This is a genomic window from Corynebacterium lujinxingii (genome assembly GCF_014490555.1).
Taxonomy (GTDB): Bacteria; Actinomycetota; Actinomycetes; order Mycobacteriales; family Mycobacteriaceae; genus Corynebacterium; species Corynebacterium lujinxingii.
Genome location: NZ_CP061032.1, coordinates 2,255,890 through 2,282,082, shown reverse-complemented (window position 1 = coordinate 2,282,082; position 26,193 = coordinate 2,255,890). Strand labels below are relative to the sequence as shown.

28 protein-coding genes are annotated in these 26,193 nt (G+C 65.1%); 15 read left to right on the top strand and 13 right to left on the bottom strand.

Going from position 1 to position 26,193, the window contains the following annotated elements:
- Nucleotides 1-11: 11 nt before the first annotated feature.
- The 3 genes from IAU68_RS11165 to IAU68_RS11155 all read left to right on the top strand — a co-directional run bounded on the left by IAU68_RS11165 (nucleotide 12) and on the right by IAU68_RS11155 (nucleotide 2,427).
- A complete protein-coding gene (locus IAU68_RS11165; RefSeq protein WP_171194609.1) occupies nucleotides 12-1,373 on the top strand; it encodes an SLC5/6 family protein in 1,362 nt (453 codons plus the stop codon).
- A gap of 83 nt (nucleotides 1,374-1,456) precedes the next feature.
- Nucleotides 1,457-1,906: an amino acid permease gene (locus IAU68_RS11160; RefSeq protein ID WP_171194608.1), complete on the top strand. Its 450-nt coding sequence runs from the start codon at nucleotides 1,457-1,459 to the stop codon at nucleotides 1,904-1,906.
- Between the two features lie 17 nt (nucleotides 1,907-1,923).
- Nucleotides 1,924-2,427, top strand: coding sequence for a flavodoxin domain-containing protein (locus IAU68_RS11155; protein ID WP_171194607.1), 504 nt, complete (start codon nucleotides 1,924-1,926; stop codon nucleotides 2,425-2,427).
- Here the strand turns inward: IAU68_RS11155 and IAU68_RS11150 are convergent.
- A complete protein-coding gene (locus IAU68_RS11150) occupies nucleotides 2,424-2,843 on the bottom strand; it encodes a DUF488 domain-containing protein (RefSeq protein ID WP_231699036.1) in 420 nt (139 codons plus the stop codon). The genes IAU68_RS11155 and IAU68_RS11150 overlap by 4 nt on opposite strands.
- 322 nt (nucleotides 2,844-3,165) lie before the next feature.
- Between IAU68_RS11150 and leuS the strand changes: the two genes are divergently transcribed.
- On the top strand, nucleotides 3,166-6,000 hold the full coding sequence (gene leuS / locus IAU68_RS11145) for a leucine--tRNA ligase (RefSeq protein ID WP_171194605.1): 2,835 nt from the start codon (nucleotides 3,166-3,168) through the stop codon (nucleotides 5,998-6,000).
- A gap of 74 nt (nucleotides 6,001-6,074) precedes the next feature.
- A complete protein-coding gene (locus tag IAU68_RS11140; protein WP_171194604.1) occupies nucleotides 6,075-7,058 on the top strand; it encodes a hypothetical protein in 984 nt (327 codons plus the stop codon).
- On the opposite strand, the gene IAU68_RS11135 is transcribed toward IAU68_RS11140, so the two are convergent.
- On the bottom strand, nucleotides 7,048-7,983 hold the full coding sequence (locus IAU68_RS11135; RefSeq protein WP_171194603.1) for an acrylyl-CoA reductase family protein: 936 nt from the start codon (nucleotides 7,981-7,983) through the stop codon (nucleotides 7,048-7,050). The genes IAU68_RS11140 and IAU68_RS11135 overlap by 11 nt on opposite strands.
- A gap of 35 nt (nucleotides 7,984-8,018) precedes the next feature.
- Between IAU68_RS11135 and IAU68_RS11130 the strand changes: the two genes are divergently transcribed.
- From IAU68_RS11130 to IAU68_RS11120, 3 genes are read left to right on the top strand one after another with little or no spacing between them, the layout of a single operon-like run.
- Nucleotides 8,019-8,510 (top strand): VanZ family protein, encoded by a 492-nt coding sequence (locus IAU68_RS11130; RefSeq protein WP_171194602.1) that lies wholly within the window; start codon nucleotides 8,019-8,021, stop codon nucleotides 8,508-8,510.
- Nucleotides 8,507-8,869 (top strand): YidH family protein, encoded by a 363-nt coding sequence (locus tag IAU68_RS11125; protein ID WP_171194601.1) that lies wholly within the window; start codon nucleotides 8,507-8,509, stop codon nucleotides 8,867-8,869. Before IAU68_RS11130 ends, IAU68_RS11125 begins: the two co-directional genes overlap by 4 nt.
- Nucleotides 8,818-9,183 (top strand): DUF202 domain-containing protein, encoded by a 366-nt coding sequence (locus IAU68_RS11120; RefSeq protein WP_269434857.1) that lies wholly within the window; start codon nucleotides 8,818-8,820, stop codon nucleotides 9,181-9,183. The genes IAU68_RS11125 and IAU68_RS11120 overlap by 52 nt, the downstream gene beginning before the upstream one ends.
- 5 nt (nucleotides 9,184-9,188) lie before the next feature.
- Here the strand turns inward: IAU68_RS11120 and IAU68_RS11115 are convergent, their stop codons facing one another.
- Genes IAU68_RS11115 through IAU68_RS11095 form a run of 5 tightly spaced genes read right to left on the bottom strand, consistent with a single transcriptional unit; the run spans nucleotide 9,189 to nucleotide 14,275 of the window.
- Nucleotides 9,189-10,436, bottom strand: coding sequence for an IS1096 element passenger TnpR family protein (locus IAU68_RS11115; RefSeq protein WP_171194599.1), 1,248 nt, complete (start codon nucleotides 10,434-10,436; stop codon nucleotides 9,189-9,191).
- A 37-nt stretch (nucleotides 10,437-10,473) separates the two neighbouring features.
- Nucleotides 10,474-11,898, bottom strand: a complete 1,425-nt coding sequence (gene dcuC, locus IAU68_RS11110) for a C4-dicarboxylate transporter DcuC (RefSeq protein ID WP_171194598.1) — start codon at nucleotides 11,896-11,898, stop codon at nucleotides 10,474-10,476.
- Nucleotides 11,899-11,953: 55 nt separating this feature from the next.
- The gene (locus IAU68_RS11105; RefSeq protein ID WP_171194597.1) at nucleotides 11,954-12,505 is read right to left on the bottom strand and encodes a pirin-like C-terminal cupin domain-containing protein; all 552 of its coding nucleotides are present in this window, start codon (nucleotides 12,503-12,505) and stop codon (nucleotides 11,954-11,956) included.
- Nucleotides 12,506-12,515: 10 nt separating this feature from the next.
- Complete coding sequence (locus IAU68_RS11100; RefSeq protein WP_171194596.1) at nucleotides 12,516-13,118, bottom strand: response regulator; 603 nt, start codon at nucleotides 13,116-13,118, stop codon at nucleotides 12,516-12,518.
- A complete protein-coding gene (locus tag IAU68_RS11095) occupies nucleotides 13,115-14,275 on the bottom strand; it encodes a sensor histidine kinase (protein WP_171194595.1) in 1,161 nt (386 codons plus the stop codon). Before IAU68_RS11095 ends, IAU68_RS11100 begins: the two co-directional genes overlap by 4 nt.
- 91 nt (nucleotides 14,276-14,366) lie before the next feature.
- Here IAU68_RS11095 and IAU68_RS11090 point away from each other — a divergent pair, with 91 nt between their 5' ends.
- Genes IAU68_RS11090 through IAU68_RS11080 form a run of 3 tightly spaced genes read left to right on the top strand, consistent with a single transcriptional unit; the run spans nucleotide 14,367 to nucleotide 16,502 of the window.
- Nucleotides 14,367-15,344, top strand: coding sequence for an ABC transporter permease (locus IAU68_RS11090; RefSeq protein ID WP_171194594.1), 978 nt, complete (start codon nucleotides 14,367-14,369; stop codon nucleotides 15,342-15,344).
- Entirely contained in the window at nucleotides 15,344-15,985 is a 642-nt protein-coding gene (locus IAU68_RS11085; protein WP_171194593.1) for an ABC transporter ATP-binding protein, read from the top strand. The genes IAU68_RS11090 and IAU68_RS11085 overlap by 1 nt, the downstream gene beginning before the upstream one ends.
- A gap of 10 nt (nucleotides 15,986-15,995) precedes the next feature.
- A complete protein-coding gene (locus IAU68_RS11080; RefSeq protein WP_171194592.1) occupies nucleotides 15,996-16,502 on the top strand; it encodes a hypothetical protein in 507 nt (168 codons plus the stop codon).
- On the opposite strand, the gene IAU68_RS11075 is transcribed toward IAU68_RS11080, so the two are convergent.
- The 4 genes from IAU68_RS11075 to IAU68_RS11060 all read right to left on the bottom strand — a co-directional run bounded on the left by IAU68_RS11075 (nucleotide 16,412) and on the right by IAU68_RS11060 (nucleotide 21,424).
- Nucleotides 16,412-17,575 (bottom strand): MFS transporter, encoded by a 1,164-nt coding sequence (locus tag IAU68_RS11075; protein WP_231699154.1) that lies wholly within the window; start codon nucleotides 17,573-17,575, stop codon nucleotides 16,412-16,414. The genes IAU68_RS11080 and IAU68_RS11075 overlap by 91 nt on opposite strands.
- 21 nt (nucleotides 17,576-17,596) lie before the next feature.
- Nucleotides 17,597-18,565, bottom strand: coding sequence for a hypothetical protein (locus IAU68_RS11070; protein ID WP_171194590.1), 969 nt, complete (start codon nucleotides 18,563-18,565; stop codon nucleotides 17,597-17,599).
- A 230-nt stretch (nucleotides 18,566-18,795) separates the two neighbouring features.
- Nucleotides 18,796-19,746 carry an NAD(P)-binding domain-containing protein gene (locus IAU68_RS11065; RefSeq protein ID WP_171194589.1) on the bottom strand — a complete coding sequence of 317 codons (951 nt, stop codon included), beginning with the start codon at nucleotides 19,744-19,746 and terminating at the stop codon, nucleotides 18,796-18,798.
- Nucleotides 19,739-21,424, bottom strand: coding sequence for an NAD(P)H-hydrate epimerase (locus IAU68_RS11060; RefSeq protein ID WP_328700699.1), 1,686 nt, complete (start codon nucleotides 21,422-21,424; stop codon nucleotides 19,739-19,741). Before IAU68_RS11060 ends, IAU68_RS11065 begins: the two co-directional genes overlap by 8 nt.
- Between IAU68_RS11060 and IAU68_RS11055 the strand changes: the two genes are divergently transcribed.
- From IAU68_RS11055 to trhO, 3 genes are read left to right on the top strand one after another with little or no spacing between them, the layout of a single operon-like run.
- Nucleotides 21,423-22,916, top strand: a complete 1,494-nt coding sequence (locus IAU68_RS11055) for a DUF1846 domain-containing protein (protein ID WP_171194588.1) — start codon at nucleotides 21,423-21,425, stop codon at nucleotides 22,914-22,916. The genes IAU68_RS11060 and IAU68_RS11055 overlap by 2 nt on opposite strands.
- 55 nt (nucleotides 22,917-22,971) lie before the next feature.
- Nucleotides 22,972-23,307, top strand: a complete 336-nt coding sequence (locus IAU68_RS11050; RefSeq protein WP_171194587.1) for a helix-turn-helix domain-containing protein — start codon at nucleotides 22,972-22,974, stop codon at nucleotides 23,305-23,307.
- Nucleotides 23,308-23,323: 16 nt separating this feature from the next.
- Entirely contained in the window at nucleotides 23,324-24,238 is a 915-nt protein-coding gene (gene trhO / locus IAU68_RS11045) for an oxygen-dependent tRNA uridine(34) hydroxylase TrhO (RefSeq protein ID WP_171194586.1), read from the top strand.
- Here trhO and IAU68_RS11040 read toward each other — a convergent pair.
- Together IAU68_RS11040 and IAU68_RS11035 are read right to left on the bottom strand one after the other, a co-directional pair.
- The gene (locus IAU68_RS11040; protein ID WP_171194585.1) at nucleotides 24,213-24,677 is read right to left on the bottom strand and encodes a hypothetical protein; all 465 of its coding nucleotides are present in this window, start codon (nucleotides 24,675-24,677) and stop codon (nucleotides 24,213-24,215) included. The two genes, trhO and IAU68_RS11040, sit on opposite strands and share 26 nt — an antisense overlap.
- Nucleotides 24,678-24,687: 10 nt before the next feature.
- Nucleotides 24,688-25,650, bottom strand: a complete 963-nt coding sequence (locus IAU68_RS11035) for a universal stress protein (RefSeq protein ID WP_231699035.1) — start codon at nucleotides 25,648-25,650, stop codon at nucleotides 24,688-24,690.
- 89 nt (nucleotides 25,651-25,739) lie between these two features.
- On the opposite strand from IAU68_RS11035, the gene IAU68_RS11030 reads away from it, so the two are divergent.
- Nucleotides 25,740-26,102: a DUF5318 family protein gene (locus IAU68_RS11030; protein ID WP_171194584.1), complete on the top strand. Its 363-nt coding sequence runs from the start codon at nucleotides 25,740-25,742 to the stop codon at nucleotides 26,100-26,102.
- Nucleotides 26,103-26,193 lie beyond the last annotated feature (91 nt).

Here is a 26,193-nt window from a genome sequence, read left to right as displayed (position 1 = left end):
CGTAAAGCGTTATGACAAACGCGGAGCTGCCTGAGCAGTACAGCGACGAGCATCTGAAGCTCGGTCGCGCGGAATTCGACGCCGATAATCTCACGGACGCGGATATCGACCAGATCAAGGAACAGCGCGAGGGCGACGCGCCGGACGGCGGGTTCATGCGGTGGGTGATCACCCTGTTCGGCACCGGCGTCGGCGCGGGCATTTTGTTCCTGCCGATCAACGCGGGCAGTTTCGGGTTTTGGCCGCTGGTGATCGCGACGCTGCTCATCGGTCCGATGGTGTTCTTCTCGCACCGCACGTACGCGCGCATGGTGTCGGCGTCGCCGGTGAAGGGCCTGGACGTGCTGCAGGTGATCACAGCGCTGACGGGCCGCAAGCGCGGGTTCGTCTCCGCGGTGTTGTACTGGCTGGGCATTTACCCCACGGTGCTGATTTACGGCATTTCGATCACGAACACGCTGGACAGTTTCATCGTCAACCAGTTCGGCGGGGAGCACATGAGTCGCTGGCTCTTAGCGACGATCTCCGTCGGCATCATGACCGGCGCCTACGCCCTGAGCAAGAAAATCACCCTGTGGCTAGCAAACGTGCTGGTCTACCCGCTGATCATCGCGCTCGCGGCGGTGTCTCTCTACCTCATCCCGTCGTGGGATCTCGACAGCTTCCGCGCCTACGAGTCGCAGTACCCGGTGTGGCAGGGGCTTCTTTTGATCCTGCCGGTGCTGGTGTTCTCCTTTAGCCACATGGCGGCGCTGAGCCAGTTCGCGCTCGACGTGCAGAAGAAGCTTGGCGACGACGTCGGTGCCGTCGAGCGCGAAGTGTCCAAGGTGGAACTGGTCACGGCGGTCATGCTGGTGTCGTTCACCATGTTCTTCGTCTGGTCGTGCGCGCTGTCCCTCGGCGCCGAGGGCATGGACGCCGCCCGTGAGCAGAACGTGCCGGTGCTGTCGTATCTGGCCAACGAGACGAACACGCCGTTTATGGCTTGGATGAGCCCGATTATCGCCATCGGTGCGATCGTGACCTCTTACTTCGGCCACCTGCTCGGCACGGAAGAAGGCACCGGTTACCTCGTGCGCGTTGTCGCGCCGGGCTTCGCATCTCGCGTATCGACGACCGCCCTGCGCTGGACCGTCAACATCTTCGTCTTCGTCACCGCGGTGCTGGTGGCGGTGGCGAATCCGTCGATTCTGGACATGATCTCCGTTGTCGGCGGTATCTTCGTCGCGTTCCTCGTCTACATCATGCCGGTGCTGCTGTTTAACAAGGCGACAGCGTTCAAGCACTACGCCCGCCGCCCGGACACCCTGTTCGTGTTCGTGCTCGGCTTAGTGATCGTGGGCGTGACGGTGTGGGACATGGTGGCGGGGTAGGCGGTTCGTCGATAAGCACTCGCGCGTCGGGCGAATGGTTTAGACTCCTCTGTGGTTTGGAACACACGGCTACTAGGGAGGGCGTGGGTTTCATTCGCCAGGTAGGACAGCACCGGGATGTTCTGCTCGCGGGCGGCCTCCTGGCGGTGCTCTCCCCCATCGTCGCCCTGTGCGCGATTGCGTCGTCCTACTTCGGCCACGTCATGGGTGCAGAGGAAGGCACGACCTACCTCGTTCGTGCGGTCGCGCCGGACTTCGCCGAGCGCACCAGCCCGAAGGCCATGCGCTGGGGCATCTACGTGTTCGTGTTCGTGACCACGGTCGCGGCTGCGATTGCCAACCCGTCCATCCTGGATCTGATCTCGGTGGTCGGCGGCGTGTTCATCACCTTCCTGGTGTACATCGTGCCGATGCTGCTGTTCCGCAACGCGAAGGACTTCCACCGCTTTGCCAACAAACCCGAGACCATCATCGTGTTCGGCCTCGGTGTGATCATTATGGGAGTATCTTTCTGGCAAATGTTCGCCGGTTAGATGACACAATAAGAGTCATGGTTCGGATCTATTACTCCACCGTTTATGGCTCGACCCGCGAGTACGCCGAGGAGCTTGCATCGCTTCTCGACGACACCGCGCAACCGATCCCCTCATCCCCGCCTCAATCCGACGGCCCGGTGGTGGTCCTCTCCCCCATCCACGGCCCGTCGCACGCCGGCGCGAAGTTTGTGAAGTCGCTGCCAGCCGACGTGCCGGTGGCGCTGGTGACCACGTGCATGTCGACGAACGCATCCGAGACCGACCCCGCCCGCTCTCTCTTGGGTGGCCGTGCCGACTCCGTCGAGCGCTTCTACCTCCCCGGCCGCCTGAATTACTCAGAGATGAATGTCAAGCACAAGATGCTCATGCGAGGGCTGGTCACGGCGCTAAAAGCCAAGGGCAATCTTTCCCCCAGCGAGCAGGACACTGTGAACATCCACGGTAAAGACACTGACCGGGTGGACTTCGGGTTGCTGGATCCGGTGGTGGCGTGGGTTCGTCGTCAAGCAACTGCTTAAAGGTGGGTGACCTTGACGTCGCTGCTGTGCTCGGCGAGGTAATCCGCCGCCACGGAACGGTGGCAGACATCGGGGTCGGGCTCTGAGCAGAGAAGCACGGAGGCGTCGGCGAGTTTCGGCATCTCGCGCTCGTCGAACTCGGCGCGGAGCTTCTTCGCAAACTCGTCGAACGGCAGCCCCTCTTTGCGATACGCGTGCATGAGGTCCTCGCTGGGCGCGAGGGCGAGTTCGTGCGTGTAGCCGATGCCCGCGATGGTGTCGAGGAACCACGGCAAGTCGGACTGCTTAGTAAAACCCGCGAGCTGATTCGCGTTGTGGCGCCGGATATCGACGACTTGCTTGATTCCGTTGTTGCGGAGCATGTCGAAGAACTCCTCCGCAGTCTTCTTGCTGTAGCCGATGGTGAAGAGCTTCATGCCCGCGACTGTAGCCGTGTCTTGACTGCAGCGACTCCGCATTGCGGACAATTACGGGTGTACCACCTGCGCTCCCTTGGCCGCGCAACAATCGACCCGACAGGCCCACCACGGGGGCGCGGCACGCGTTGGATCAAGGCCTAAAAGATATCGCAAAGATATCCAAAAGAATTGCTACCTGCGCAAATGCCGAAAAACTGTTGCTATATCTTTTCTATATCTTTTTCCGGCGCAAAATAGCCCGAAAAAGATATCCCTGGGGAAATGGCATGCCAGTGGAGGGTCGTCGAGAAGCAATGCGCCTTAACTACACTGTCTAACCATGACTGAGGCGACCCCGCACCGCTATACGGCCGAACTGGCCAACACCATCGAGCAGAAGTGGCAAGCGCACTGGCGCGAGCACGGCACGTTTAACGCGCCCAACCCGGTTGGCCCGCTGGCACCCGAGGGCAAGGCCGAGCTGCCGAAGGACAAGCTCAACGTCCAGGACATGTTCCCGTACCCGTCGGGCGCGGGTCTGCACGTGGGCCACCCGCTGGGCTACATCGCCACGGACGTCTACGCGCGCTACAACCGCATGCTGGGCAAGAACGTCCTGCACACCCTGGGTTACGACGCGTTCGGCCTGCCGGCGGAGCAGTACGCGATCCAGACGGGCACGCACCCGCGCACGACGACTGAGGCGAACATTAAGAACATGACCCGTCAGCTCGACCAGCTGGGTCTGGGGCATGACCGTCGCCGTGCCGTCGCTACGACGGATCCGGAGTTTTACAAGTGGACGCAGTGGATCTTCCTGCAGATCTATAACGCGTGGTTCGACGAGGACCTGCAGAAGGCCCGCCCGATCGAGGACCTGGTCAAGGACCTGCTCTCCGGCGCCCGCCAGACGAAGGACGGCCGCAACTTCCGCGACCTGACCACCGAGGAGAAGCACAAAGCTATCGACGAGTTCCGCCTCGTCTACCTCTCCGACTCCATGGTCAACTGGTGCCCAGGGCTCGGCACCGTGCTGGCCAACGAGGAGGTCACCGCGGAAGGCCGCTCCGAGCGCGGCAACTACCCGGTGTTCCGCAAGCGCCTGCGCCAGTGGATGATGCGCATCACCGACTACTCGGACCGCCTGCTCGACGACCTTGACCTTTTGGATTGGCCGGAGAAGGTCAAGAGCATGCAGCGCAACTGGATCGGCCGATCCCGCGGCGCGGACGTGCATTTCGCCTCCCCCGCCGGCGACATCACCGTCTTCACCACCCGCCCGGACACCCTGTTCGGCGCGTCCTACGTGGTGCTCGCACCCGAGCATGAGCTTGTCGACGACCTCGTGGCCGACGCCTACCCCGCCGACGTGGACACGCGTTGGACCAACGGCGAGAACACCCCGCGCGAGGCCGTGGACGCCTACCTGCGCGCCATCGCCGCGAAGTCCGACGTGGAGCGCCAGGAGAACAAGGAAAAGACCGGCGTGTTCCTCGGCTCCTACGCCGTGAACCCGGTCAACGGCGAGCAGGTTCCGATCTTCATCGCGGACTACGTGCTCACCGGCTACGGCACCGGCGCGATCATGGCGGTGCCGGCCCACGACGAGCGCGACTACGAGTTCGCGAGCGTCTTCGGCCTGCCGATCACCCCGGTGCTCGACGGCGACGTCTCCGAGGAAGCCTTCACCGGCGACGCCACCCACATCAACTCCGCCAACGACGACGGTCTGGACCTCAACGGCCTGGGCAAGCAAGAAGCCATCGATAAAGCCATCGCGTGGCTCCGCGACGAAGGAGCGGGCCACGAGAAAATCCAGTACAAGCTGCGCGACTGGCTGTTCGCCCGCCAGCGCTACTGGGGCGAGCCGTTCCCGATCGTCTACGACGAGAATGGCCAGGCGCACGGCCTGCCGGAGGACATGCTGCCGGTCGAGTTGCCGCAGGTAGAGGACTACAACCCCGTCGCCTTCGACCCGGAGGACGCCGACTCCGAGCCCGCACCGCCGCTGGCGAAGGCCACCGACTGGGTCGAGGTCGAACTGGATTTGGGCCACGGAAAGCAGAAATACTGGCGCGACACGAACGTCATGCCGCAGTGGGCGGGTTCTTCCTGGTACCAGCTGCGCTACATCGACCCGACTAATGCCGACGCCTTCGTGGACATCGACAACGAGCGCTACTGGACCGGCCCGCGCCCCGACGAGCACGGCGCGAACGACCCGGGCGGCGTGGACCTCTACGTCGGCGGCGTCGAGCACGCGGTGCTGCACCTGCTGTACGCGCGTTTCTGGCACAAGGTGCTCTACGACCTGGGCTTTGTCACCTCGAAGGAGCCCTACCGCCGCCTGTACAACCAGGGCTACATCCAGGCGTACGCCTTCACGGACTCCCGTGGCGTGTACGTCCCGGCCGCCGAGGTGGAGGAGAAGGACGGCAAGTTCTTCTACAACGGTGAAGAGGTCAACCGCGAGTACGGCAAGATGGGCAAGTCGCTGAAGAACGCCGTCGCCCCGGATGATGTGGTGCGTGATTTCGGTGCGGACACCCTGCGTGTGTACGAGATGTCCATGGGGCCGCTCGACACCTCGCGCCCGTGGGCGACGAAGGACGTCGTCGGCGCGCACCGCTTCCTGCAGCGCCTGTGGCGCCTGGTGGTCGACGAGGCCTCCGGTGAGGTTTCCGTGGTGGACGCCTCATTGACGGAAGACGACCTCAAGGCGCTGCACCGCACCGTCGCCGGCGTGCGCGACGACTACGTCCACCTGCGCGACAACACCGTCGCCGCAAAGCTGATCGAGTACGTCAACTACCTGACCAAGACGTACCCGTCGGGTGCCCCGCGCGCCGCCGTCGAGCCGCTGGTGCAGATGGTCTCCCCGCTCGCGCCGCACATCGCCGAGGAACTCTGGGCGCTGCTCGGCAACACGGAGACGATCACCTTCGAGCCGTTCCCCGAGTTCGAGGAGCAGTGGCTTACCGACGACACCGTCGAGGTGCCTGTCCAAATCAACGGCAAGGTCAAGGCGCGCATCGACGTCGCCACCGACGCCTCCAAGGACGACCTCGAAGCCGCCGCGCTTGCCGACGACCGCGTGGCCGGCCTCATCGACGGCAAGACCGTCGTCAAAGTCATTGCCATCCCGGGCCGCATGGTCAACCTGGTGGTGAAGTAGACCGCCGCGCCGGGGCCGCCGGCGGCCGGGCTGTTAGGCTCGCTTGGGCAAATATCCAAAACCCGAAGGAAATTATGTCCACACCGACTAACGGTGGCTACGAGCCGTACCCGGAGCACCCGCGCGGCAGCCACCCGGAAAACGACGGCTACTACGAGAGCCAGGATGCCTACCCCGGCTACGACGCTTTCGAGGTCAACACCGCAGCGCAGATGGCAGGCAACACTGCCCTGCGCTTCCACGGCGAGCAGTTGACCGACAACGTCCCCGGCGATGGAACCTCACCGCATCCGATCAACGACCCGGCCAACAACGGCTGGTCGCACGTGAAGGGCACCGGCAAGCTCGACATCCTCGGGGCGATCGCCTGGGGCTTTAAGGCCGCGTTCGGCAACGCCAAGTTGTGGTTGCCGCTCGGCGCGGCCTACCTGCTGCTCACGTTCGCCGGCCAGTTCGTGCCGCTCGTGGGACCGTTGATCCAGATCATCGGCCTGCTGCTGTTCGTGCCGTGGCTCTTCGGCGCTGCGCTGCAGCAGACCCTGGTGCGCGACTTGGGTTACGGCGATGTGAAGTCGCCGGCGTTCGGCAAGACCCTCGGCATGATGGCGCTGGTGATGCTGATCTTCTTCGTCATCTTCTTTGTGCTGTTCAGCATGTTGGCGGCGGGCGCGATGACCCAGATCGACGTTAACGCTCTGCCCGAGGATCCGCAGGTGCTGATGGACGACCCAGCCCTGTTCTTCGAGCTCTTTGGCCCCGTGTTCGCCGCGATGGGTATCGCAGCACTAGTGGCGCTTCTGATCTCGCCGTTTGTCATGCTCCAGATGTGGTACGCGGCGGACAACAACGGCACCTTTGGCCAGGCGTTCGGCGCGGGCTTCAAGGAGGGCGCCCGCAACTACCTACGCCTGCTCGGCCTGGCGGTGCTGGTCGGCCTGATCAATCTGGTGGCGACGATCCCGTTCGGCGCCGGCCTCGTAATCACCATCCCGGTAACACTTCTGGCCCTCGCCTACGCATACCGCCAGGTTTCTGCTGGTCCGGTGCCTACAACTTAACGACGACCCGTCCCACACCCCGGCCGTCCAACACCTTCCGGCCGGCCTCCGCAACGCCATCCAAACCGACCTCTTCGGTGCGGATGGCGTTGGTGTTTAGGGACTCGTCGAGAAGCGCCCACGCCTCGTCGCGCAGGTTGTTCGGGGTGTCCACGGAGTTCACGCCGATGAGCTGCGTGCCGCGGAGGATGAACGGCAGGACAGAGGCCGGCAGGTCGGTGCCGGCGGCCATGCCGCACGCGGTGGCGGCGCCGCCCCAGCACAGCTGGGCGATCGCGTTGGCGAGCACCTCGGAGCCGACGGTGTCCACCACGCCGCCGAGGCGCGCCTTCTGCAGCGGCTTGCCCTCGCCGGTGAACTCGGCGCGGTCCAGGACGTCGGAGGCGCCGAGTTCGCGCAGCCAGTCGCCGTGCTCGTCGACACGCCCGGTCAGCGCCCACACCTCGAAACCGCGCTCCGCGAGCAGCGACACCGCAATGGAACCCACGCCGCCGGTCGCGCCGGTGACCAAGACGGGTCCGTCGACCTCGTAGGAGGCGCGCTCGAACGCGGCAACCGACAGCGCGGCGGTGTAGCCAGCAGTGCCGATCGCCGCCGCGTCTTCTGCGGTGAAGCGGGAGGGCACGCGGGTGATGTGGGTGTCGTCGATACGCACCTGCGGGGTGTAGCCGCCGTTGCGGCGCTCCCCCAGCCCGCGGCCGTTGACGGTGACCAGCGTGCCGTCCTCGAGGGTGCCCACCGCGTCGATACCCGGCACCATCGGGATCTCGCGCAGGATGCCACGGTTGCCGGATAGCGCCATCGCATCCTTGTAGTTCAGCGACGAGTGCGACACGTTAATCAGCGTGTCGCCTTCCCCCGCGAACTCCTCGCGCGTCTCGACGATCTCCGGACCATTGTCAGTAACAAGCAAGCTGTTGTTCATGGTGGTTAGCGTAATGCCCGTCTACGGTAGGGCGGGTGAAAACGACAAGAAGCGTCCCAGCTGTGCTCGCCGCCGTCGCGGTGACCTGCGCGGTCGTGCTCGCGTTCACGGTGGGCAAAGCGTTCGTGTCCATCCCGGGGTTGTGGACGGCGGAGTCGCACCAGTTGAGCCAGATCCGGCTCAATCCGTTGGAGACGTTCGCCTACGCCCGGGTGTGGTGGGGCCCGTGGCTGAACTTGTTCGGCAACATTGCGCTGTTCGTGCCGGTGGGGTTCATCGCCTACCGTGGTTCGGTGGCGCGGGCGGTCGTGGCCGGTTTGGTGTGCAGTCTGGGCATCGAGACCGCGCAGTACATTTGGTCGCTCGGCTACAGCGATACCGACGACGTCATCTGCAACACCGCGGGTGCGTGGTTGGGTGCGTTGTGGGCGAGGGGGTCGTCGCAACGCAATAGCGTCCTGTGGACGTTCGCCGCGGCCGGGCTGGTCATCCTCATTGTGTGGGCGGCGCTAGGGTTGGGTGCATGAGCGAGCGCGGTTGGTTCACCAGGCGGGTCTTCCCCGATGGCGGGGAGCCGGACCCGCGCTTCACACTTGCCAACGAGCGCACGTTCCTCGCGTGGACCCGCACTGCGCTGGCGTTTCTCGCCGGCGGCATCGCGCTCGAAGCGTTCGAGTTGCCGGGTATCGACGACCAAGTGCGCACATTTGTCGCCGCCGCCATCATCGTGATCTCCATGGCGATCTCGGCAGGCGCGGCGGTGCGGTGGGTGCGTATCGAGCGCGCGTTGCGTCACGACGAACCCATCCCCGCCCCCGCCATCATCCCCGTGCTGTGCGTCGGCGTGTTCGTCGCCGCGGTGGTGGTTGGGGTGAGTCTGTTCTGATCGTCGTTACCGATCCCGGCCTCCAGCCCGAGCGCACCGCCATGAGCTGGACGCGCACCGGCCTGGCCATGCTCGTCGCCGCTGCGACGCTGCTGCGCTGGGCCGGTGCTTACCCCACGCTGATGGTGCTGGTGGTGTGCGCGCTCGCCCTCGGCGGGCTTGTCATCGAGGTGCTTAACCGTCGCTCCTACCAGCGCGAAGCATCTGCGCTTGCCGACGAGCGCAGCGCCCCCAACACCGCCGCTGTCTTCCTGCTCACCGCAATGATCGTCGGTGTTGGCTGCGTGGCGTTCTACCTGGTCGTGGTGGCGTAGGGGCTCTACATCCGGTTGTAGAACGCTAGGTGCTGGTGCATCATCTGGCGGCCTTCGTCGGAAAGTCGAGAGTGGCCCGGCTCGAACTCCTCGACGATGCGGAAGGTGTACAGCCAGGGGATGAACTCGTCCATGTTCGGGTGGGGAGCAGACGGCGGATCGCCGATGAACCACCGGACGGTGGTGTGCCACTCGTCGTGGCCGATGAGTGCTTCGAACATGCGCCGGAAGTTCGTGTCGAACTCGCGAAGCGGGTTCTCGCTGGCCAGGAACTTCTCGCCGGCCTTGGTCAGTGTGATGGTGCCGTTGCGCTTCTTCGTCAGGCCGGAGTCCACGATGAGGTCGGCGATGATCCACGCGTGCTGCATCTGAGTCAGGACCTGGATCTGGACGTCGAGTTCTTCCGGAAGGACGACACCGCCCTCCAAGGTGACGCCGTCGGCGAACAGGGACACCAGGCGGGTCACAAGCTCGGTTAGGGTGAGCTCGTCGGCGAAGCCCGGGGCGTCGTCGCCGCCGAGCATGTCGTTGAAGAAATCCGTCACCGCCGAGATCATGTTCGGGTTGCGCTCAGGATGCGGGTCGAGGTCGATGATCTCGCGCAATTCAGGGCGTGAGTTGATGAAGTCGTCGAAGTGGTCCGCAAGGCCCATGCCGTCGGACTCGACGCCGGCGACCTCGTCGAAAAACTGCTCCTCCGCGACGTTGGCGATGCGCGACGCCACCGTGACCGGGTCCGCAATGGTGAGCCGGTCGAGCATGCGCTCCGGTGGCATCACCGGCAGGAAGCTAAACATCAGCGTGACCGTCTCCAGCTCCGGTTCGATGCCGGCGGCAAGCAGGCGGGCCTGGTTGCGGAACTCGGTCATCAGCGCGGGGCCATTGCAGGATTCGATGACGTCGGGGCCGGCGACGTCGACAAGCATCGGCGTCGGGCCCTCGATGTGGGAGGGGCCTAAGACCTCGACGTGGATGGACCAGTCGGCCGCCGCGTCGTAGATGTAGGTCATCGGTTCCATCTCGCCGACGGTGATGGTGTCCTCGTGGTCCTCGCCCGCGCCGGGGGTTTCCGCGTACACCTGGCGGCGGGTGCCGTGCGTACCGACGAACAAATGCGACGACGCGCCCGAAAACCCGAGGGATGCGTCGATCACCTGGGCGAGATCGCCAAGCGTCATGTGCTCCTCGACGTTGATGCAGCGGGAAATTTCCGGGGAGGTGCCCTCGACGGTGATCAGCACAGAGACGGTCATACCGGCAACAATACGGCCCTTTGTCGGCGCGCGAAGGTTAGACGATGAACAGGAACGCGAGGATCACCGACGTCGCCGCGCCAGCCGTCAGCGGCACAACGGTACGTCGCACCACGTCGATCGGGTTGACGTTGAGCGCGCCCGCGACGATGAGCACCGCCGCGTTGACCGGGGAAGCCTGGCGCATGGTGTTCGACGCAGCCCAGATGGAGGTGAGCATCTGCGGGGCGGAGACGGCCGAGTCGGCAGCGATACCGGGCACCATCTCCGAGAACGCGAAGTAAGGCGCGACACCGGAGCCGGTGAGCAGCGCCATGGCTGAGGTCGCGAGCACGAACACGAGCACCATGAGCACCGCTGCGCCAGACGACGCCTGGGCGAGGTCGGTCAGGCCGTCGATGACGCCCATCTGGGTAATGCCCTCCACCAGGATGGCAGCGGCCACGATGAGCGAGACCACGCCGGCGGCGCCTTCGCCGAGGCCCTTGAAAAATTCCTGCAGGGAGTCGGCCGCATGGTCGACGTCGCGCAGCCGCACCGCCTCGATGAGCATGGTGATCATCAGCGAGACCACAGTCACAGGCAAGATGCCGGCCTCAAAACTGATGATGTCCAGGCGGTTCAGCACTGCGGAGACGATGATGAACAGCAGCGGCAGCAGCGGCAGGACGGCGTAGAAGCCGGGCAGGCCTTCCGCACGCTCGACGGCCTCGCGGATGCGGCGGTCGGACTCGTCGTGCTTCGCGGCTTCCAAGTCGGCCTCGCCAGCTCCTGTTCCGGCCTTGGCTAGATCCTTTTTGTCGCAGCGGTGCTGCCACCACATGTGTGTGAACGCGATGACGAACAGCGCTGGGATGGTCGCCTTGGCCACGTTGCCAAAGGTGAACTCGGTGACGGACATTCCGGTCAGGTCAGCCGCCTGAATCAGCCCGGCCTCCAGCGGAGAGGGGGCGATGGTGGAGGCGGTGGCGACGATCGCACCGACGGTCAGCGGGGTCAGTCCGGAAGCGATGAGTGCGGGCATAAGCGTTGCGACGAGCAGCAGCGCCAGCGCGCTTGCCGACGGCACCACAAACGACAGCAACGTCGCCACCAAAAAACCGATGGGGACGAGCCAATACGAGCCGTCGAACCGGCGCAGCGGGCTCGATAGCGCGACGACGGTTTTCGCGTCCGCGCCTATGTGGCGCATGTAGCCGACGAAACCGAACAGCACCATGATGGCCATGCCTGTGCCGGAGAAGCGCGATTTGAACAACGACTCGATAATGAGCAGTTCGTCGTAGAACGCGTTGCCGGTGGATTCAATGTCGGCGGTCGAGTGGTCGATGCGCCCGGTGGCGGCCGCGATCATGAGCAGCAGCACGCCGACGGCAAAGATGGACGAGGCTGCGTGGACTTTCTTGGCAATGAAATAGCCGACGGCGACGACGGCCAAAATCGCAATCAGAATATATAGCACGCTGCGATTATTGCGTGGAACGGATCAGCCCGCAGTGCGTTTGCGGCCGTTGTGGCTAATCTCTCCCCGTCGGCGCGCCGCCGAGAATGAGGACGTGCGCGATTGCGTCGGAGCGGTTTTCCAGCCCGATGGTGCGGTGGCCGGTGTCGACAAGCCCCACGGAAGAGCCCGGCACCCGGGTGCGGTTGACGGCCAGGTCGCCGTCGGCGGCGACGAAGGCGTACTCGAAGTCCGGGTTGAGCGTGATCGCCAACTCGGTTTCCGGGGCGATGGTCAGCTGTGCGGCCACACACGGCTCGTTCGTTTCGATGGAGCCGGTGCGGCCGAACATCTCCCCGATGAACACGAACGCCTCGCCGGCGCACGCGGTGGTGACGCTTCGCAAGCTGAACGCGTCGGGCTTGGCGCGTTGGGTGCCTTCGGGGGCAAAGGTGCCGTCGATAAGCACCTGCGCCTGCGCGCGGGCGATGAAACCGCCGAGTCGCGCGGTGCCGTTATGGCGCCAAGTCAAAGGGGTGCAACCTGCGGGAGCGTCGTCGGGGGCGGCGAGGCCGCGGAGGAACTCGACCCCGCGCCACGGGCCGGAACTCACTTCGATGAAAGGCATGCGCCCAAGGTTAGATGATGCGGCGCTGCCTAGCCTGTTCCACGGCGGCCGTCCGGTTATCCACCCCGAGTTTCGAATAGATGTGGATCAGGTGGGTTTTCACAGTCGCCTGCGAAATGAACAATTGTTCGGAGATCTCCCTATTCGATGCGCCCGTCTGTAGCGCGCGCAGCAACTCGATCTCGCGGACGGACAGGGCGGAATCCGGGTTGACCAGGCGGTCCGCCAGCACGTTGGCCACCTGCGGTGAAAGCACGCGGGTGCGTTTCGACGCCTGCACCACCGCGTCGTGCAACTCGTCCTCCGGGGCGTCCTTGAGCAGGTAGCCCATCGCGCCCGCCTCCACCGCTTCGACGACGTCGGCCTGGGTGTCGTAGGTGGTCAGAATCAGCACCGGCGGGCCGCCCGCGGCGACCAGGCGGCGGGTGAGGTCGATGCCGGACGCGCCGGGCATCTGGATGTCTGAGACCACCACATCTACCCCGTCCGGCACTTCAGCGTTGCCGTCGGCGGCCTCGGCGACGACCTCCATGTCGTCAAAGGAGTTCAGCACGGCGCGAAGGCCGGCGCGGACGACGGGGTGGTCGTCGATAAGCATTACGCGCAGGGTCATTGGTCCTCCACAGGCAGGGTTGCGGCGAGGACATTGCCCTCCACCGAAAGTTCGCCGCCGATCTCCTCGACGCGGGCGCGCAGGCCCTTGATGCCGTAGCCCTCCTTGCCGGTGATGCCGCGACCGTTGTCGAAGACGTCGACGGTTCCAGTGGCACCCACCCTATCTACTGTGATCACCGCCTTCGACGCGCCTGCGTGGCGAACGATGTTGCTCAGCCCCTCGCGCACGATGCGCTCCACCACCGACGCGGCCGGTTCCGGCAGGTCCACGGCGTCGATACGGACCTTAAGCACGTCGCCGAGCGCGCGCTGGCGGTCTTCCGCCGCCGTGGCGAGGCGTTCCAGACGCTCCGGCAGCGGGCGGCGCGTCGGGCTTGTCGAGGCTGCGGCCTCGTTCTCGGCCGTGTTCGCGGAGTTCTCGGCGACGAAGCGGCGCGCCTCGTCCAGATTGTCGGAGGCGGTGGTGCGGATAACGTCCAAGGTCTCGCGCGCCGGGTCGCCTGCCGCGAGCTGTTTGTCCATCGCGCGGCCGAGCAGCACGATCGAGCTCAACCCCTGCGCCATGGTGTCGTGCACCTCACGAGCCAGGCGTGCGCGCTCGTCGGCAACACCTGCGGCATGCTCCGCCTTCGCCGCCTCACGCTGCGCGGCGCCTAAGTCCTCGGCCATCTGCTTGTAGTGGTCGGCCTCCGCGCGCAGAGCCCGGTACGCGTGCACGATGAACACGGCCAGCACCGTGCCGATAGTCGGCCCGATGATCGCCACCGCGCCCGACGCCGGATCCGCCGCCGAGAGCGTCACGCTCAACAGCGCGACCGTGGCGACGAGCTCCCACCACCCCGGCAACACCACACAAGCCAACATGACCAGCGGGAACTCGAGCCACATGAAGTCGGAGGAGACCACCACAAGGCACACCCACAGCACACAGACCACGCCCAGCCAGGCCACCTCCGCCCACTGCGGGTGCGGCTTGCCCTCGTTGTGCCACACGGTGCCCACCAGGTAGACGGCGGCGAAGCAGGCGGTGAGGACGAGGCCGGTTACGGGGTCGTCGTCACGCAACTGCCCCGCGACGCCGACAGTGAGCAACACCGCGACAAGCACGTGCAGGCTCACGCGTAAAAAGGCGAGGATCCGAGAGGTGGACAGCATGGCTCAAAGCGTAGATCAACCGATCGGTTGACCGGGATTTCAACCGCCCGCCCGATGTGGAACACCCCAGGTCAACGTCATGATTGGAACCATGTTCGTAGGACTGAGAGAAATTACGTCAGCCAAGGGGCGTTTCGGGCTGATCGCAGGCACCGTGGCGTTGATTACGCTGCTGGTTGTCGTGCTGACGGGCCTGACCGCCGGCTTGGGTAAGCAAAACACCGCCGCGCTCGAGGCGCTCGACCCGGAATCTGTGGTGTTCCAGGATCCGGGCGATCCGTCGTTCACCACCTCGCGTATCGACGCCCGCGACGGCATGACCCCGCTGGGCACCAGCCAGATGCTGTTGACCAAGGCGGACGGCACCGACGCCGCCGTGTCCGTCCTCTCCCTGCCGGAAGGCACCGAGCTGCCCGGCGGTGAGACCCTGGGCACCGAGGCCGTCGCAGCGCCGGGCCTTGAGATTCAGGCGGGCGACGAGGTCACCGTCGGCGGCAACCCGATCACCGTCGGTGCGATCGGCGAGGACCTCGCGTTCTCCCACTCCCCTGTCCTGTGGGTGCCCACCGATTTCTGGAAGGAAGTCATGCACACCGACGCCGACGGCACAGTGCTGCTTGCCGACGACAAGGTGGACGGTGGCGTCTCCCTCAAGGACTCGTTTGCCGGCCTGCCGGCCTACTCCTCGGAGCAGGGCTCGCTGAAGCTTATCCAGGGCTTCCTCTACGCCATCGCCGCGCTGGTGATCATTGCCTTCCTCACTGTGTGGACGATGCAGCGCACCCGCGACCTGGCCATCCTCAAGGCCATCGGCGCATCGAACACATACCTGCTCAAAGATGCGCTCGGCCAGTCTGCGGTGCTGCTCGCGGCGGGCGCGCTCATCGGCGGCGTGATCGCCTTCGGCCTCGGCCTGTGGATGCAGGGCGGCGCGCCGTTCGCCCTGACCGCGGCGACCGCCATCGCTCCCCCGGTCGCCATCTGGGCGCTCGGCATGGTCGGCGCTTTGATCGCTACCCGCTCCATCGTGAAAGTTAACCCCCAGGCGGCTCTCGGAGGTGTCGCATAATGCTCGAACTCAACGACGTCACCGTCTCCTTCAAAGACGGCCAAGAAATGCGCACGGTGCTCGACCACCTCGAGTTCACCGCCAAACCGGGCGAGATGACCTTCATCATCGGCGAGTCCGGCTCCGGCAAGTCCACCCTGCTGTCCGTGGCAGCGGGTCTGATCAAACCCGTTTCCGGCACCGCGAAGCTCAACGGCGTGGAGGTGGACAACGAGGTGCGCCGCGACAAGATCGGCATGATCTTCCAGCAGGCCAACCTCATCGCCGCGCTGAATGTGCGCGACCAATTGCTGGTCACCGACCACATTCGAGGTGTGAAGCCGCGCCGCGACCGCGCCGAGGAGCTCCTCGCCACCGTCGGCCTCGAGGGCCTGGGTGACCGCCGCATCGGCGAGATGTCCGGCGGCCAGCGCCAGCGCGTCGGCATCGCGCGCGCACTCATGGGTGAGCCGGAGCTGTTGCTTGCCGACGAACCCACCGCCTCCCTCGACGCCGACCGCTCCCAGGAGATCGTGGCGCTCCTGCGCGACCTCGCCACCGAGCGCGACATCGCTTGCGGGTTTGTCACCCACGACCGCTCGCTGATCGAAAGCAGCGACGAGGTCTTCGAGATGGGAGTTTCCGCCCCCGCCTACGCTTAAACTTGCCGGCATGTTCTACATCGCCGCCGGCCCCGCCCCGCTCGACCCCGGGCTGCTGTCCCGAGAGATCGCGCGCCGCGCGGGGCTTTCATCGTGCGGCCCGCAGGTAACAAGCCTTCCGCATGTGCTTGACGACGACATTTGCACCGGCGACGGCTACCTCCTGGCGGGACGCGGGTTCGTCGACAAGCTACGCGCCGTGGACACCAATGTAGTGGCGTACGAGGTCGACGGCACCTACATCGTCACATCGGTGCAGGAGATGGGCTCGAGCATGCTGCGCGGGCGCGACCTGGTGCGCGTGCCCCACGGGATCTTCCGCGTGCCCGAGTGGGGCCAGCGCACCTACGTCGCCGGTGCGACAGCGGAGTTCCTCGCCGGCTACGTCGATCTGGTCCCGGCGGGGCAGTTTGTGGAGCCGCGCCGCTACCGCAGAAGGGTGCGCGACCAAAGTGCCAGCACCGCAAACGCCAGCGCGCCGAGCACACCGGTCAACGCAAGCGTGCCGGAGAGGTAGCCAGCATCCACCGCGGCCGCGCCGAGGGCCGAACCGGAGGCGATGCCGACCTGGAACGTGACCACGTAGACCGAACTCGCTAGGTCCTGGTTGCGCTGGCCGGCGTGCAGGAAGATCGTGGTCGCCACCGTGGGCAACGCACCCGCGGCCATGCCGAAAATCGCGATGACGACAAACATGCCGACGCCTGCGCCGGAACTCAACGCCGCCAAACCCGCAATGGCGGAGACGACCAGCGTGGCCGCCGCGACCGCGTTGAGACGGATCATGCGCCGGTCCACGCGGCGGCCGACAAACGTGATGCCCACAAGACCCGCGAAGCCGTACAGAGAGACGCCGTAGGGCACGAAGCGGTGGCCTGCCGTGGCCTCCACCAGCAGGGCGAGGTACGTGAAGGTGGCGAAAATCGAGGTGACAGCGAGCAGGACGTACACCACCAGCGATGGGATCGCCGACTTCGTGTTCTTGGCCTTCGCGGCGCTTGCCGTTCGGGTGGCGGGCATGGACGGCAGGGAGGTAAACAGCATGGCCAGGGATGCGATCGTCGCTACGCCAAGCACCCACGTGGACGCGCGCCACCCGATCGCCGCGCCGAGAGCGGTGGTCAGCGGCGAGCCGAGTACCAGTGACAGCGTAGAACCGATCGACACCGCGGCGACCGCTTTCCCGGTCTGGCCCGGCGGGGCGAGGCGCGACGCCATCGGGTTGACCAACGACCAGAACACGCCGTGGGTGAAGGCCGCGGTCACGCGCCCGGCGACGAGCATCCAGTAGTTCGCCGCGGTGGCCTGCAGAACGATGCCGGCGAGCAGGAACACCAGCGTCGCAATGAGCAACGGGCGCCTGTTGACGTTTCTGGTGACGTGGATCAGCGGGATAGTCACCACCGCGACCAAGCCCGCATAGACGCTCATAAGCAGGCCGATCTGACCTTCGGACACACCGAGGTCGCGCGCCATCGGCGAGATGAGCCCGACGGCGAACATCTCGAAGGTGACGTACACAAAGGCGGCAAAACTCATCGCCGCCAACGGCACGACAGGAAACTGGTTGTGAGCAGTACGGGTGTTCAGCACCCGGCCAAAATACGGCTGCTACCCGCCCATCGCAAATGCGGCAGCTGCGCCGCCACCGAGGATGACCAGCAGCGCAACCACAATGCCGATGACCGCACCGGTGCTGGAGCCAGACTGAGCCTGCGTGTTCTTCGACGCCGAGTCAGCCTTGTTCACGGTCGTGGAGACCGAGATGCTGACTTCCTTGTGCGTATTCTTCGGGCCGCCGTTCTGGGTCGGGGCCGTGGATGTCGGGGTGATGGTTGCGACCTTGTCTGCGTCCGGGTTCGCACCGTCCGTCGGCAGCAGGACAGCGCCACCACCGTTTGCGCAGGTGTCACGCGCATCGATGAATCCGTCGCGGAACTTGGCCACGCGGTCGGCGTCGATGACCCCCTGGGACGCCTTGTAGGCGGCAACCCACTTGTCCTTCTGCGCCTTCGACATCGCGGACTGCGCGTCAGTGACCTTCTTGTTCGTCGTCAGCTCGAACTTTTGGTAAGGCTCCTGGCCGGTCAGGCCAGCGATCTCGCCGCTGGTCATCGCCTTATCCACGTCTGCCCAAAAGGCGGTCATGTCCATGCCAGTGTGGTCGGACAACGCCTTCGAGTTCCACAGTTGCACGAAGTACCAGCGGGCGGCCGGCTCGTCGATGCCCGCGGCGACGTAGCGCTGGGTCCAACGGTCGATGTTGTTTTCCAGGTCGTTGTTGAAGACCTCGACGTAGCTGCCCTGGAACAGATCCAGGAACTCCTGGCTGATCGGCTGGGTCTGCGGGAAGGCGGTCTCAAATGCATCAAGCCAGTGCTGCACGTCCTGGACTGGGCCGGGGCTCAACGTTCGCGGCAGGGAAGAGACAAAGTCCTTCTCCGCAGCGTTCATCGTGAACGTGCACACGCCGTCTTTAGGTTCGCCGACGGTCGTCGCACCTGCGGAGGGCACGCTGAGGGCGGCCGCAGCAGTAGCGGCCGTAAGGGCAAGCGCGGTAATTCTCCGATTGTTCAACACATGGTTCAGCGTAGCGCAGTCGTTCAAAAATATTGCACTCCGTGCTGCGGTGACGTGAGTCTCATAACCGGCCGTTTCCGTACTAAAAGACTATACCTGCAGGTTACGCCCAGCTTAATTTATGCTTCTCAGCTAAATAAAAGACAAAGAATAGGTAGTACGAGGGGGTAATTTGCCTATTTGCGCCCGTAAAGGGGGAAATTACATGCCTGTGATTCGCTTAAAGAGGCTTACCTTTTCGCAATTTCGCGCGCGATCTCCCGCGCAAACGGGCTCACTCCCCCGATCGTCCCGGCGCCCGGGCCGTTCAACCCGTCGAAGCCGAGGACATATAGTCCCGGGGTCTCACGTTCGAGGCCGCGAATCGGACCCAGCGCCGGGCGGAAGCCGGTGGCCCAGATGATCACGTCCGCGGCAACATCATCCAGTGACGTAAACATCGGCTGGGCGCTGAGCAATCCGGCATCTCGTGCGCGTCGCACGTCTGGCACGACCACGATATCGCCGCCGAAGTCCGCCCCGCCCGGATCCGGCTTTCCCTTGGCGATGGCGTTAAAGCGTTCCCGGTTGCGCCGGAACAACTGCTCGCCGTCTACGTCGTCCGGCATGAACGCGGGATCGCGGCGGGTAAACCACTGGGTGTCCACCCCGGCGAGCGCTAAATCAGCGACGATCTGCGCTGCTGAGTTGCCTCCGCCGACGACGGCCACACGCTGGCCGGCGAAGTCGGCCGGTGCGGTGTACGTGGCGGAATGCATCTGCGTGCCCGCGAAACTTCCACGCACATGCGGAACGAACGGAGCCGACCAGATGCCAGTGGCTACCACCACGTTGCGGGTGGAGAGCTGTTGCGGGTGGATGTCGAAGTGGTGGTCGTCGTAAAGCACACGCTCCACGCGCTCGCCACGGCGGATCGGCAGGTCGTAGCGCTTCTCGTAGCGGGTGAAGTAGTCGATCACGTGGTCGCGCGGCGGGTAGCCGTCGAATGGGGGCATCGGCCAGCCGGGGAGGTTGGAAACCTCCGCGCGGGAAAACAGCGTCAGCGCGTCCCAGTAGTGCGGCCAAGCGCCGCCGGGGGCCTCGGCCGCGTCCAAAACGACAAAGTCTGCGCGGTATTTGCGCAGGTAGTATGAGACGGCGAGCCCGGACTGGCCGCCGCCGATCACAACAGCATCAAACATGGTAAGCCTCCGCAGTAGCTGGACGGATGTGCTCGGCGATGCGGCTCGCCGGAGCGGTGGCGTCGCCGAACGCAGTGGCGGCCGCTAGTTGCGCAGCGATCGCGTGCACCGTAACTGCGCCGGAAAGCGCGGCCTCCTCCCCTAGCGACCTCGCGTGCATCAGCGCCAAGTGCGCACCCATGACGCCGGAGAGTACGTCGCCGGAGCCGGGGGTGGCCGCCCAGGAGTTGCCGGCGTCCACGGCGTAGACCGAGTGCGGGTCGTCCTCGTGCGCGATGACGGTCGCGCGTCCCTTGCGCACCACCGTGGCCTGCAGCGCCTGAGCCAGCGCGATCGTCTCTGTCATCCGGTCGCTCTCCCCCACCCCGGCGACCTCGCGCAGCCGGGCGAACTCACCGTCGTGCGGGGTGAGCACGGTCGGCTGTTCGCGGTTCGCGACCAGGGCACGCAGGTCGGGGTGTTCGGTGAGCAGGGTGAGCCCGTCGGCGTCGACAAGAACGGGCACGTCTTGCTCCAGGACCCACTGCAACTCCCGTGCGGCGTCGTCGCCTGTGCCCGCGCCCGGGCCGAACACCCACGCCTGCACCCGGCCGGCGTCCTCGAGCGTGTGCGTGACCACGACCTCCGGATGCGCCCGCACCACCTCCGCCGCCTGGGGGCCTGCGTAGCGCACCATTGCCGGCGTGGCGTTGACGGCGCCGGCGACGCTGAGCACCGCTGCGCCCGGGTAGCCGTCGCTGCCGGCGCGGATGCCGACCACCCCGCCGGAGTACTTGTCATCGGCTGCGCCCGGCGCGATATCCAGCACCGGGGCCTGCCGCAGGGGGTACAGGTCCTCCGGCCAGAAGCGCTCGGGTATCACCGCGCGGTTGGCCAGCAGCAGCGGCGGGCCGTCGCCGGCCCACTCGGGGATCTGGTCGCCGAGCGTTTCGTACAGGCGTTTTCCGGGCAGGCCGATGTCGGCGAGCAATTGGACACCGCAGGCCGGGGCGAGCACGTGGGCGCGGCGCCAACCGCCGAAGGTGACCGTGACATCCGCCTTGATGTGGCTCTTCGCTGCCGTGCCGGTGTCGGCCTCCACGCCGGTGGGTACGTCCACTGCCAGGACCTTGGCGCTCGACCTGTTGGTGAACTCGATGGCCGGCCGCAGACTGTCGCGCGGCTCGCCGGTCGCGCCGATACCCGTCATTGCGTCGATGACCAGGCCGTACTCTTTTTCGGGCAGTTCGTCGAGGACGTTTCCGCCGGCGGCGGTGAACGCCTTTAACGCCCGCTCGTGGGCTTTGCCGGCCGGCAGGTGGGCTTCCACCCGGTGGCCTGCCAGCAGCAGTTCGGCGCCGGCATAGAGGCCATCTCCCCCGTTGCCGCCCGGACCGGCCAGCACTAGCACGCGTCCGTTGTCCAGCATGGTTGCGGCTATCTCCGCCACCGCGTGGGCCGCGGACTGCATCAGCTGGTCGTCGAACTCTTGCGCCGCAAGCAGCGGGGCTTCGGCGGCGCGGATCTGGTCTGCGGTGAACGTGGACGCAAACATGCCAGCCACGGTAGTCGATAGCTGGAAGCGGCCCTCCCGAAAAGAGACGACCTGGGGTTTCTTGACCGTCCGCGAGTTAGATCCAGCTATTGGGTGCGAGGCGGGGTGCGGGGTGCCGTCGATAAGCAATAGAATTGCGCGCATGCCGTACACGACCGGGTTCGACCGCGAGAAATACATCCAGATGCAGTCCGAGCACATCCAGGCACGGCGTGCCGAGGTGGGCGGCAAGTTGTACCTCGAGATGGGCGGCAAGCTTTTCGACGACAACCACGCCTCCCGCGTCCTGCCCGGTTTCACCCCCGACAACAAGATCGCCATGCTCGACCACATCAAGGACGAGGTGGAGATCGTCATCTGCTTCAACGCGGGCGACGTCGTGCGCCAGAAAGTGCGCGCCGACCTGGGCATCACGTACGAGGACGACGTGCTGCGCCTGGTGGACGTGTTCCGTGACCGCGGCTTCCTGGTCGAAAACGTGGTGTGCACGCAACTCGAGGGCAATAACCAGAACGTCGAGGCGTTTTTGGAGCGGCTCGAGCGCGTGGGGCTGAAGGTCTCGCGCCACTACATGATCGCGGGCTACCCGCACGACACCGCGAAGGTGGTCAGCGCCGAGGGCTTTGGCAAAAACGACTACGTGGAAACCTCCCGCGACGTGATTGTGATGACCGCGCCGGGCCCGGGTTCCGGCAAGTTGGCCACCTGCCTCAGCCAGGTATACCACGAGCACCAACGGGGCATTGCCGCAGGTTATGCCAAGTTTGAGACATTCCCGATCTGGAATCTGCTGCTCGCCCACCCGGTGAATCTGGCCTATGAGGCGGCGACTGCGGATCTGGACGACGTCAACGTCATCGACCCGTACCACCTGGAGGCCTACGGCGAGAAGGTCACCTCGTACAACCGCGACATCGAGGTCTTCCCGCTGCTGAAGACGCTGCTGCGCGAGGTCACCGGCGCCGAGCCGTACCAGTCCCCGACCGACATGGGCGTCAACATGGCGGGCCACTGCATTTCCGACGACGCCGCCTGCCGCCACGCCGCAGAGCAGGAGATCATTCGCCGCTACTACGCGGCGCTTGTCGACGAACGCCGCGCCGACGCCGACTCCGCCATCTCCGATCGCATCATGAACGTCATGCGCAAAGCGGACCTTTCCTCCACCGACCGCGCCGTGGTCGCCCCAGCGCTCGAGGTGGCGGAGCGCACCGGCAAGCCGGGGGCGGCACTCGAGCTGCCGGACGGGCGCATCGTCACCGGCAAGACCTCGGACCTGCTCGGGCCGTCGGCCGCGGTGCTGCTCAACGCGTTGAAGCTGCTGGCCGGCATCGACGACGAGGTGCACCTGCTCTCCCCCGACTCCATCGAGCCGATCCAGACGCTGAAGACCCGCCACTTGGGTTCGGTCAACCCGCGTCTGCACACCGATGAGGTGCTCATCGCGCTATCCGTGTCGGCGTCCGCGAACCCGGACGCGGCGCTCGCGATCGACCATCTGCGCAGCCTGCGGGGTTGCGACGCGCACATCACGGCGATCTTAGGCTCGGTGGACGAGGGCATCTTCCGCAACCTGGGCGTGCTGGCCACGTCCGAACCGCAGTATTGGCGTAAGGGTTTGTATCACAAACGTTAAGGTTTCTTTGAAGAAACTATTGCGCTGGTTTCGGATGTGGTTTATGGTCAGATGTATGCCACATCAATTGTCCCCGGTAGAGGCAGCGCTGGCCGAACTTAACGGCAACCTCGCGGTTGCCCGCGCGCAGTCCGAAGACCATGTCTACCTGCCCAAACAGACCGCTGTTTGGGTGCGTGACCTGCTGGAAGACTACGCGGAGGGCCGCTTGGTCCATCCGCCGGAACCGGACGACGAAATGACCACCCAGCAGGTGGCCAACCTGCTCGGCGTCTCGCGCCCGTTCGTGGTCAAACTCATCGACGAAGGCAAACTCGAAGGGCACAAGGTGGGCACCCACCGCCGCGTGTACACGCGCGACGCCCACGCTTATAAGCAGAAGATGGGGTAGCCGTAGACTGCCAAGCATGACCAGCAAGATCCTGCTCTACTACAAGTTCCAACCCATCGCTGACCCGGACGCGGTGCGCCTGTGGCAGCGCGACCTGTGCGAAGGACTCGGGCTGACCGGCAGGATCATCGTTTCCAAAGACGGCATCAACGGCACCGTCGGCGGCGACATCCGCGCTTGCAAGACCTACGCCAAAAAGACTAAGGAATACTTCAAGGGCATCGAGTTCAAATGGTCCGAAGGCGGGGCGGAAGACTTCCCGAAACTGAGCGTCAAGGCGCGCGAGGAGATCGTCTCTTTCGGCGCGCCGGGCGAGCTCAAAGTTGATGAAAACGGTGTCGTCGGCGGAGGCACGCACCTGACACCGCAGCAGGTCAACGAGTTCGTCGAGGCGAATCCGGACGTGGTCTTCTTCGATGGCCGAAACGCCCGCGAGGCGGAAATCGGCCGGTTCAAAAACGCGGTGGTGCCGGATGTGGAGACCACCCACGACTTCATCAAAGAGCTCGACTCCGGCAAGTACGACTGGATGAAAGACAAGCCAGTCATCTCGTACTGCACAGGCGGCATCCGCTGCGAAGTGCTGTCCAGCATGATGAAAAACCGCGGGTTCGAGGAGGTCTACCAGATCGACGGCGGCATCGTCCGCTACGGCGAGGCCTACGGCAACTCCGGGCTGTGGGAAGGCTCCCTTTACGTGTTCGACGACCGCATGCACACCGAGTTCGGCGCGCCCGACGACCCGGACTACGTGCAACTGGGCCACTGCGTGCACTGCAGCGAGCCCACGAACCAGTTCTACAACTGCGCCAACGAACCTGAATGCCGCCAGCAGTACTTAAGTTGCGAGGCGTGCCGGGAGAAAAACCCGTACTGCGCGACGTGCACCGCGGAACACAAGGCGGCTACAGCGTCGCCAACATCCCGATAGTCAGAATCAGCCAGCCCATGGTGAACGGCACGAGCGGGATCCAAAACACGCCCATCCACGGGATCCACCGCTCGTAGTTGTTCAGTTTGCGCACCATGATCACCGCGCAGCTGAGCAGGCCAGCGACCGGCGGCAGGGAAGTGGCAAGCGCCCACCACTTGCGCCAGCCGGTGGTGCACAGCCAGGTCGCGCCGGAGTCGTCGCAAAGCGGACCGCCCTGCAGGCGCGCCACCGTGCCCAGCACAAGGGCTGTGAGCAGGGTGATGGCGACGGTGCCCGCCGCCCACACAATTGCGTCGCGGGTCGAGCGCCTGTTGCGGCGGTCCACCTCGAGCGGGTCCGGCTGATCCGCTAGGTCGTCGAACGTCTCGGGCTCGGGACGGTAGCGGGAAAACCGGTCGTTGGCCGAGTGCAGGTCGTTTTCCGGGTGGTCGCGCATGGGCCCCAACCTACTTATCCGCTTCCGGGCAGATGATCACAGGCACGGTGGCGTAGCGGATGAACTCGCCTTCGCGCGTGCCCACGAACACACTGCGCAACTGCGGCGCCGGCTGCGAACCCAAACACATCAGGTCGCCCTTCTTCCACTTCACCGAGTCGATCGAGCGCTTCCAGCTCTTGCCGGTGGAAATCGAGCTGGTCACGTCGAAGTGCTCGATGCGTTCCGGTGAGATCTCGGTGGCGTACGCCCAGGCCCGGTCGCGGGCGTGGTCGAGCATGCCGAGGGTTTCTTCGTACCAGTGCGGCTCGTGGTCGTCGTAACGCGTCGGCGAAAACGCGATGATGCGCAGCGGCAGCTCCAGGGTGCAGGCGAGCGCGGTGGCGTAGTCCAGGCCGGAGAAGTTCGGCTCCGCCGGGTCGTCGGTTTGCACGATGGCGTAGGTGATCCGGGTCAAGCCCTTCTTGGACAGCTTCACCCCGCGCGGCGCGAGACCGAGCGGAACGGGGGAGGAGTACAGCATCTCGTCGGCGATGGAGGAGGGGCGGAAGCGGCCCTTCGGCGTCTTCGCGCGCGAGCCCATGACAATAAGGTCCGCGCCGAAGTCGGAGGCGGTGCCGTAGAGCGCCTGCAGGGTGTCCTTGCTGTCCACCAGTTCCGTGACCGCGGCCGCCCATTGACCGCGCGGCAGTTGCCCATCGAGTTCTTTGGTCACGCGTTTGCGAAACGCCGTGTCCATCTCTTTGAGCCGCTTCTTGCGGTTTTTCGCCGAGCTGGTCAGCGCCTGGATGCGGGGCAAGCGTGCCGACGACACCACCTTCACGCACACCGGCAGCGACCGGCCAAGCCACGCCGCGAAATCGACAGCCTCGGAGCCGGCCATGTCCCAGCCGACGACGACACGCAAGGGGGAGTCCGCGTCCGCGGTGCTCGGCAGCCTGGCGGACTCGGGCGAAATGGCGGGATCGCCCACGTCGCTCCTCCTCGGCTCGGTATTTATTCGGTTGTCCACATCATAAATGCCCTACCAGCCACATAAAAACAGGCGTTACCATCTATCCCGTGTTCGTGTATCAGGGTGAGGTTTCGCATGAGTGGCGTCGTCGTCACGCAATCCGCGAGCTCAAGGCGGGGCGTTTGCTTTACGACGACGTCTGCGACGCCGACTTCATCCTCCGCACCGCAGCCGAACACCACGGCATTGACGCGGAGCGGGACTGCCCGGTGTGCGGGGAGGCGTTGCGCGAGGTCAAGTGGGTCTACAGCGAAAAACTCGGCCGCCGCACCGGCACGGCGCGCAGCGCCGACGAGATCGACCGGATGGTCCAAGAGGTCGGGCCGGTGACGGTGCACTTCGTCGAGGTCTGTCACAGTTGCAAATGGAACCATCTGTTGAAAGAAGTCACTGCTGTACCAGTAGTGTGATTTCGCCTTGGCCGGGTAGGGTGTCCGGTAGGAATCGAGTAGGTAGCTCGTGGTGTTGCCCTTCCCGCGGGCGCCGCGGGTCGAATTGTGC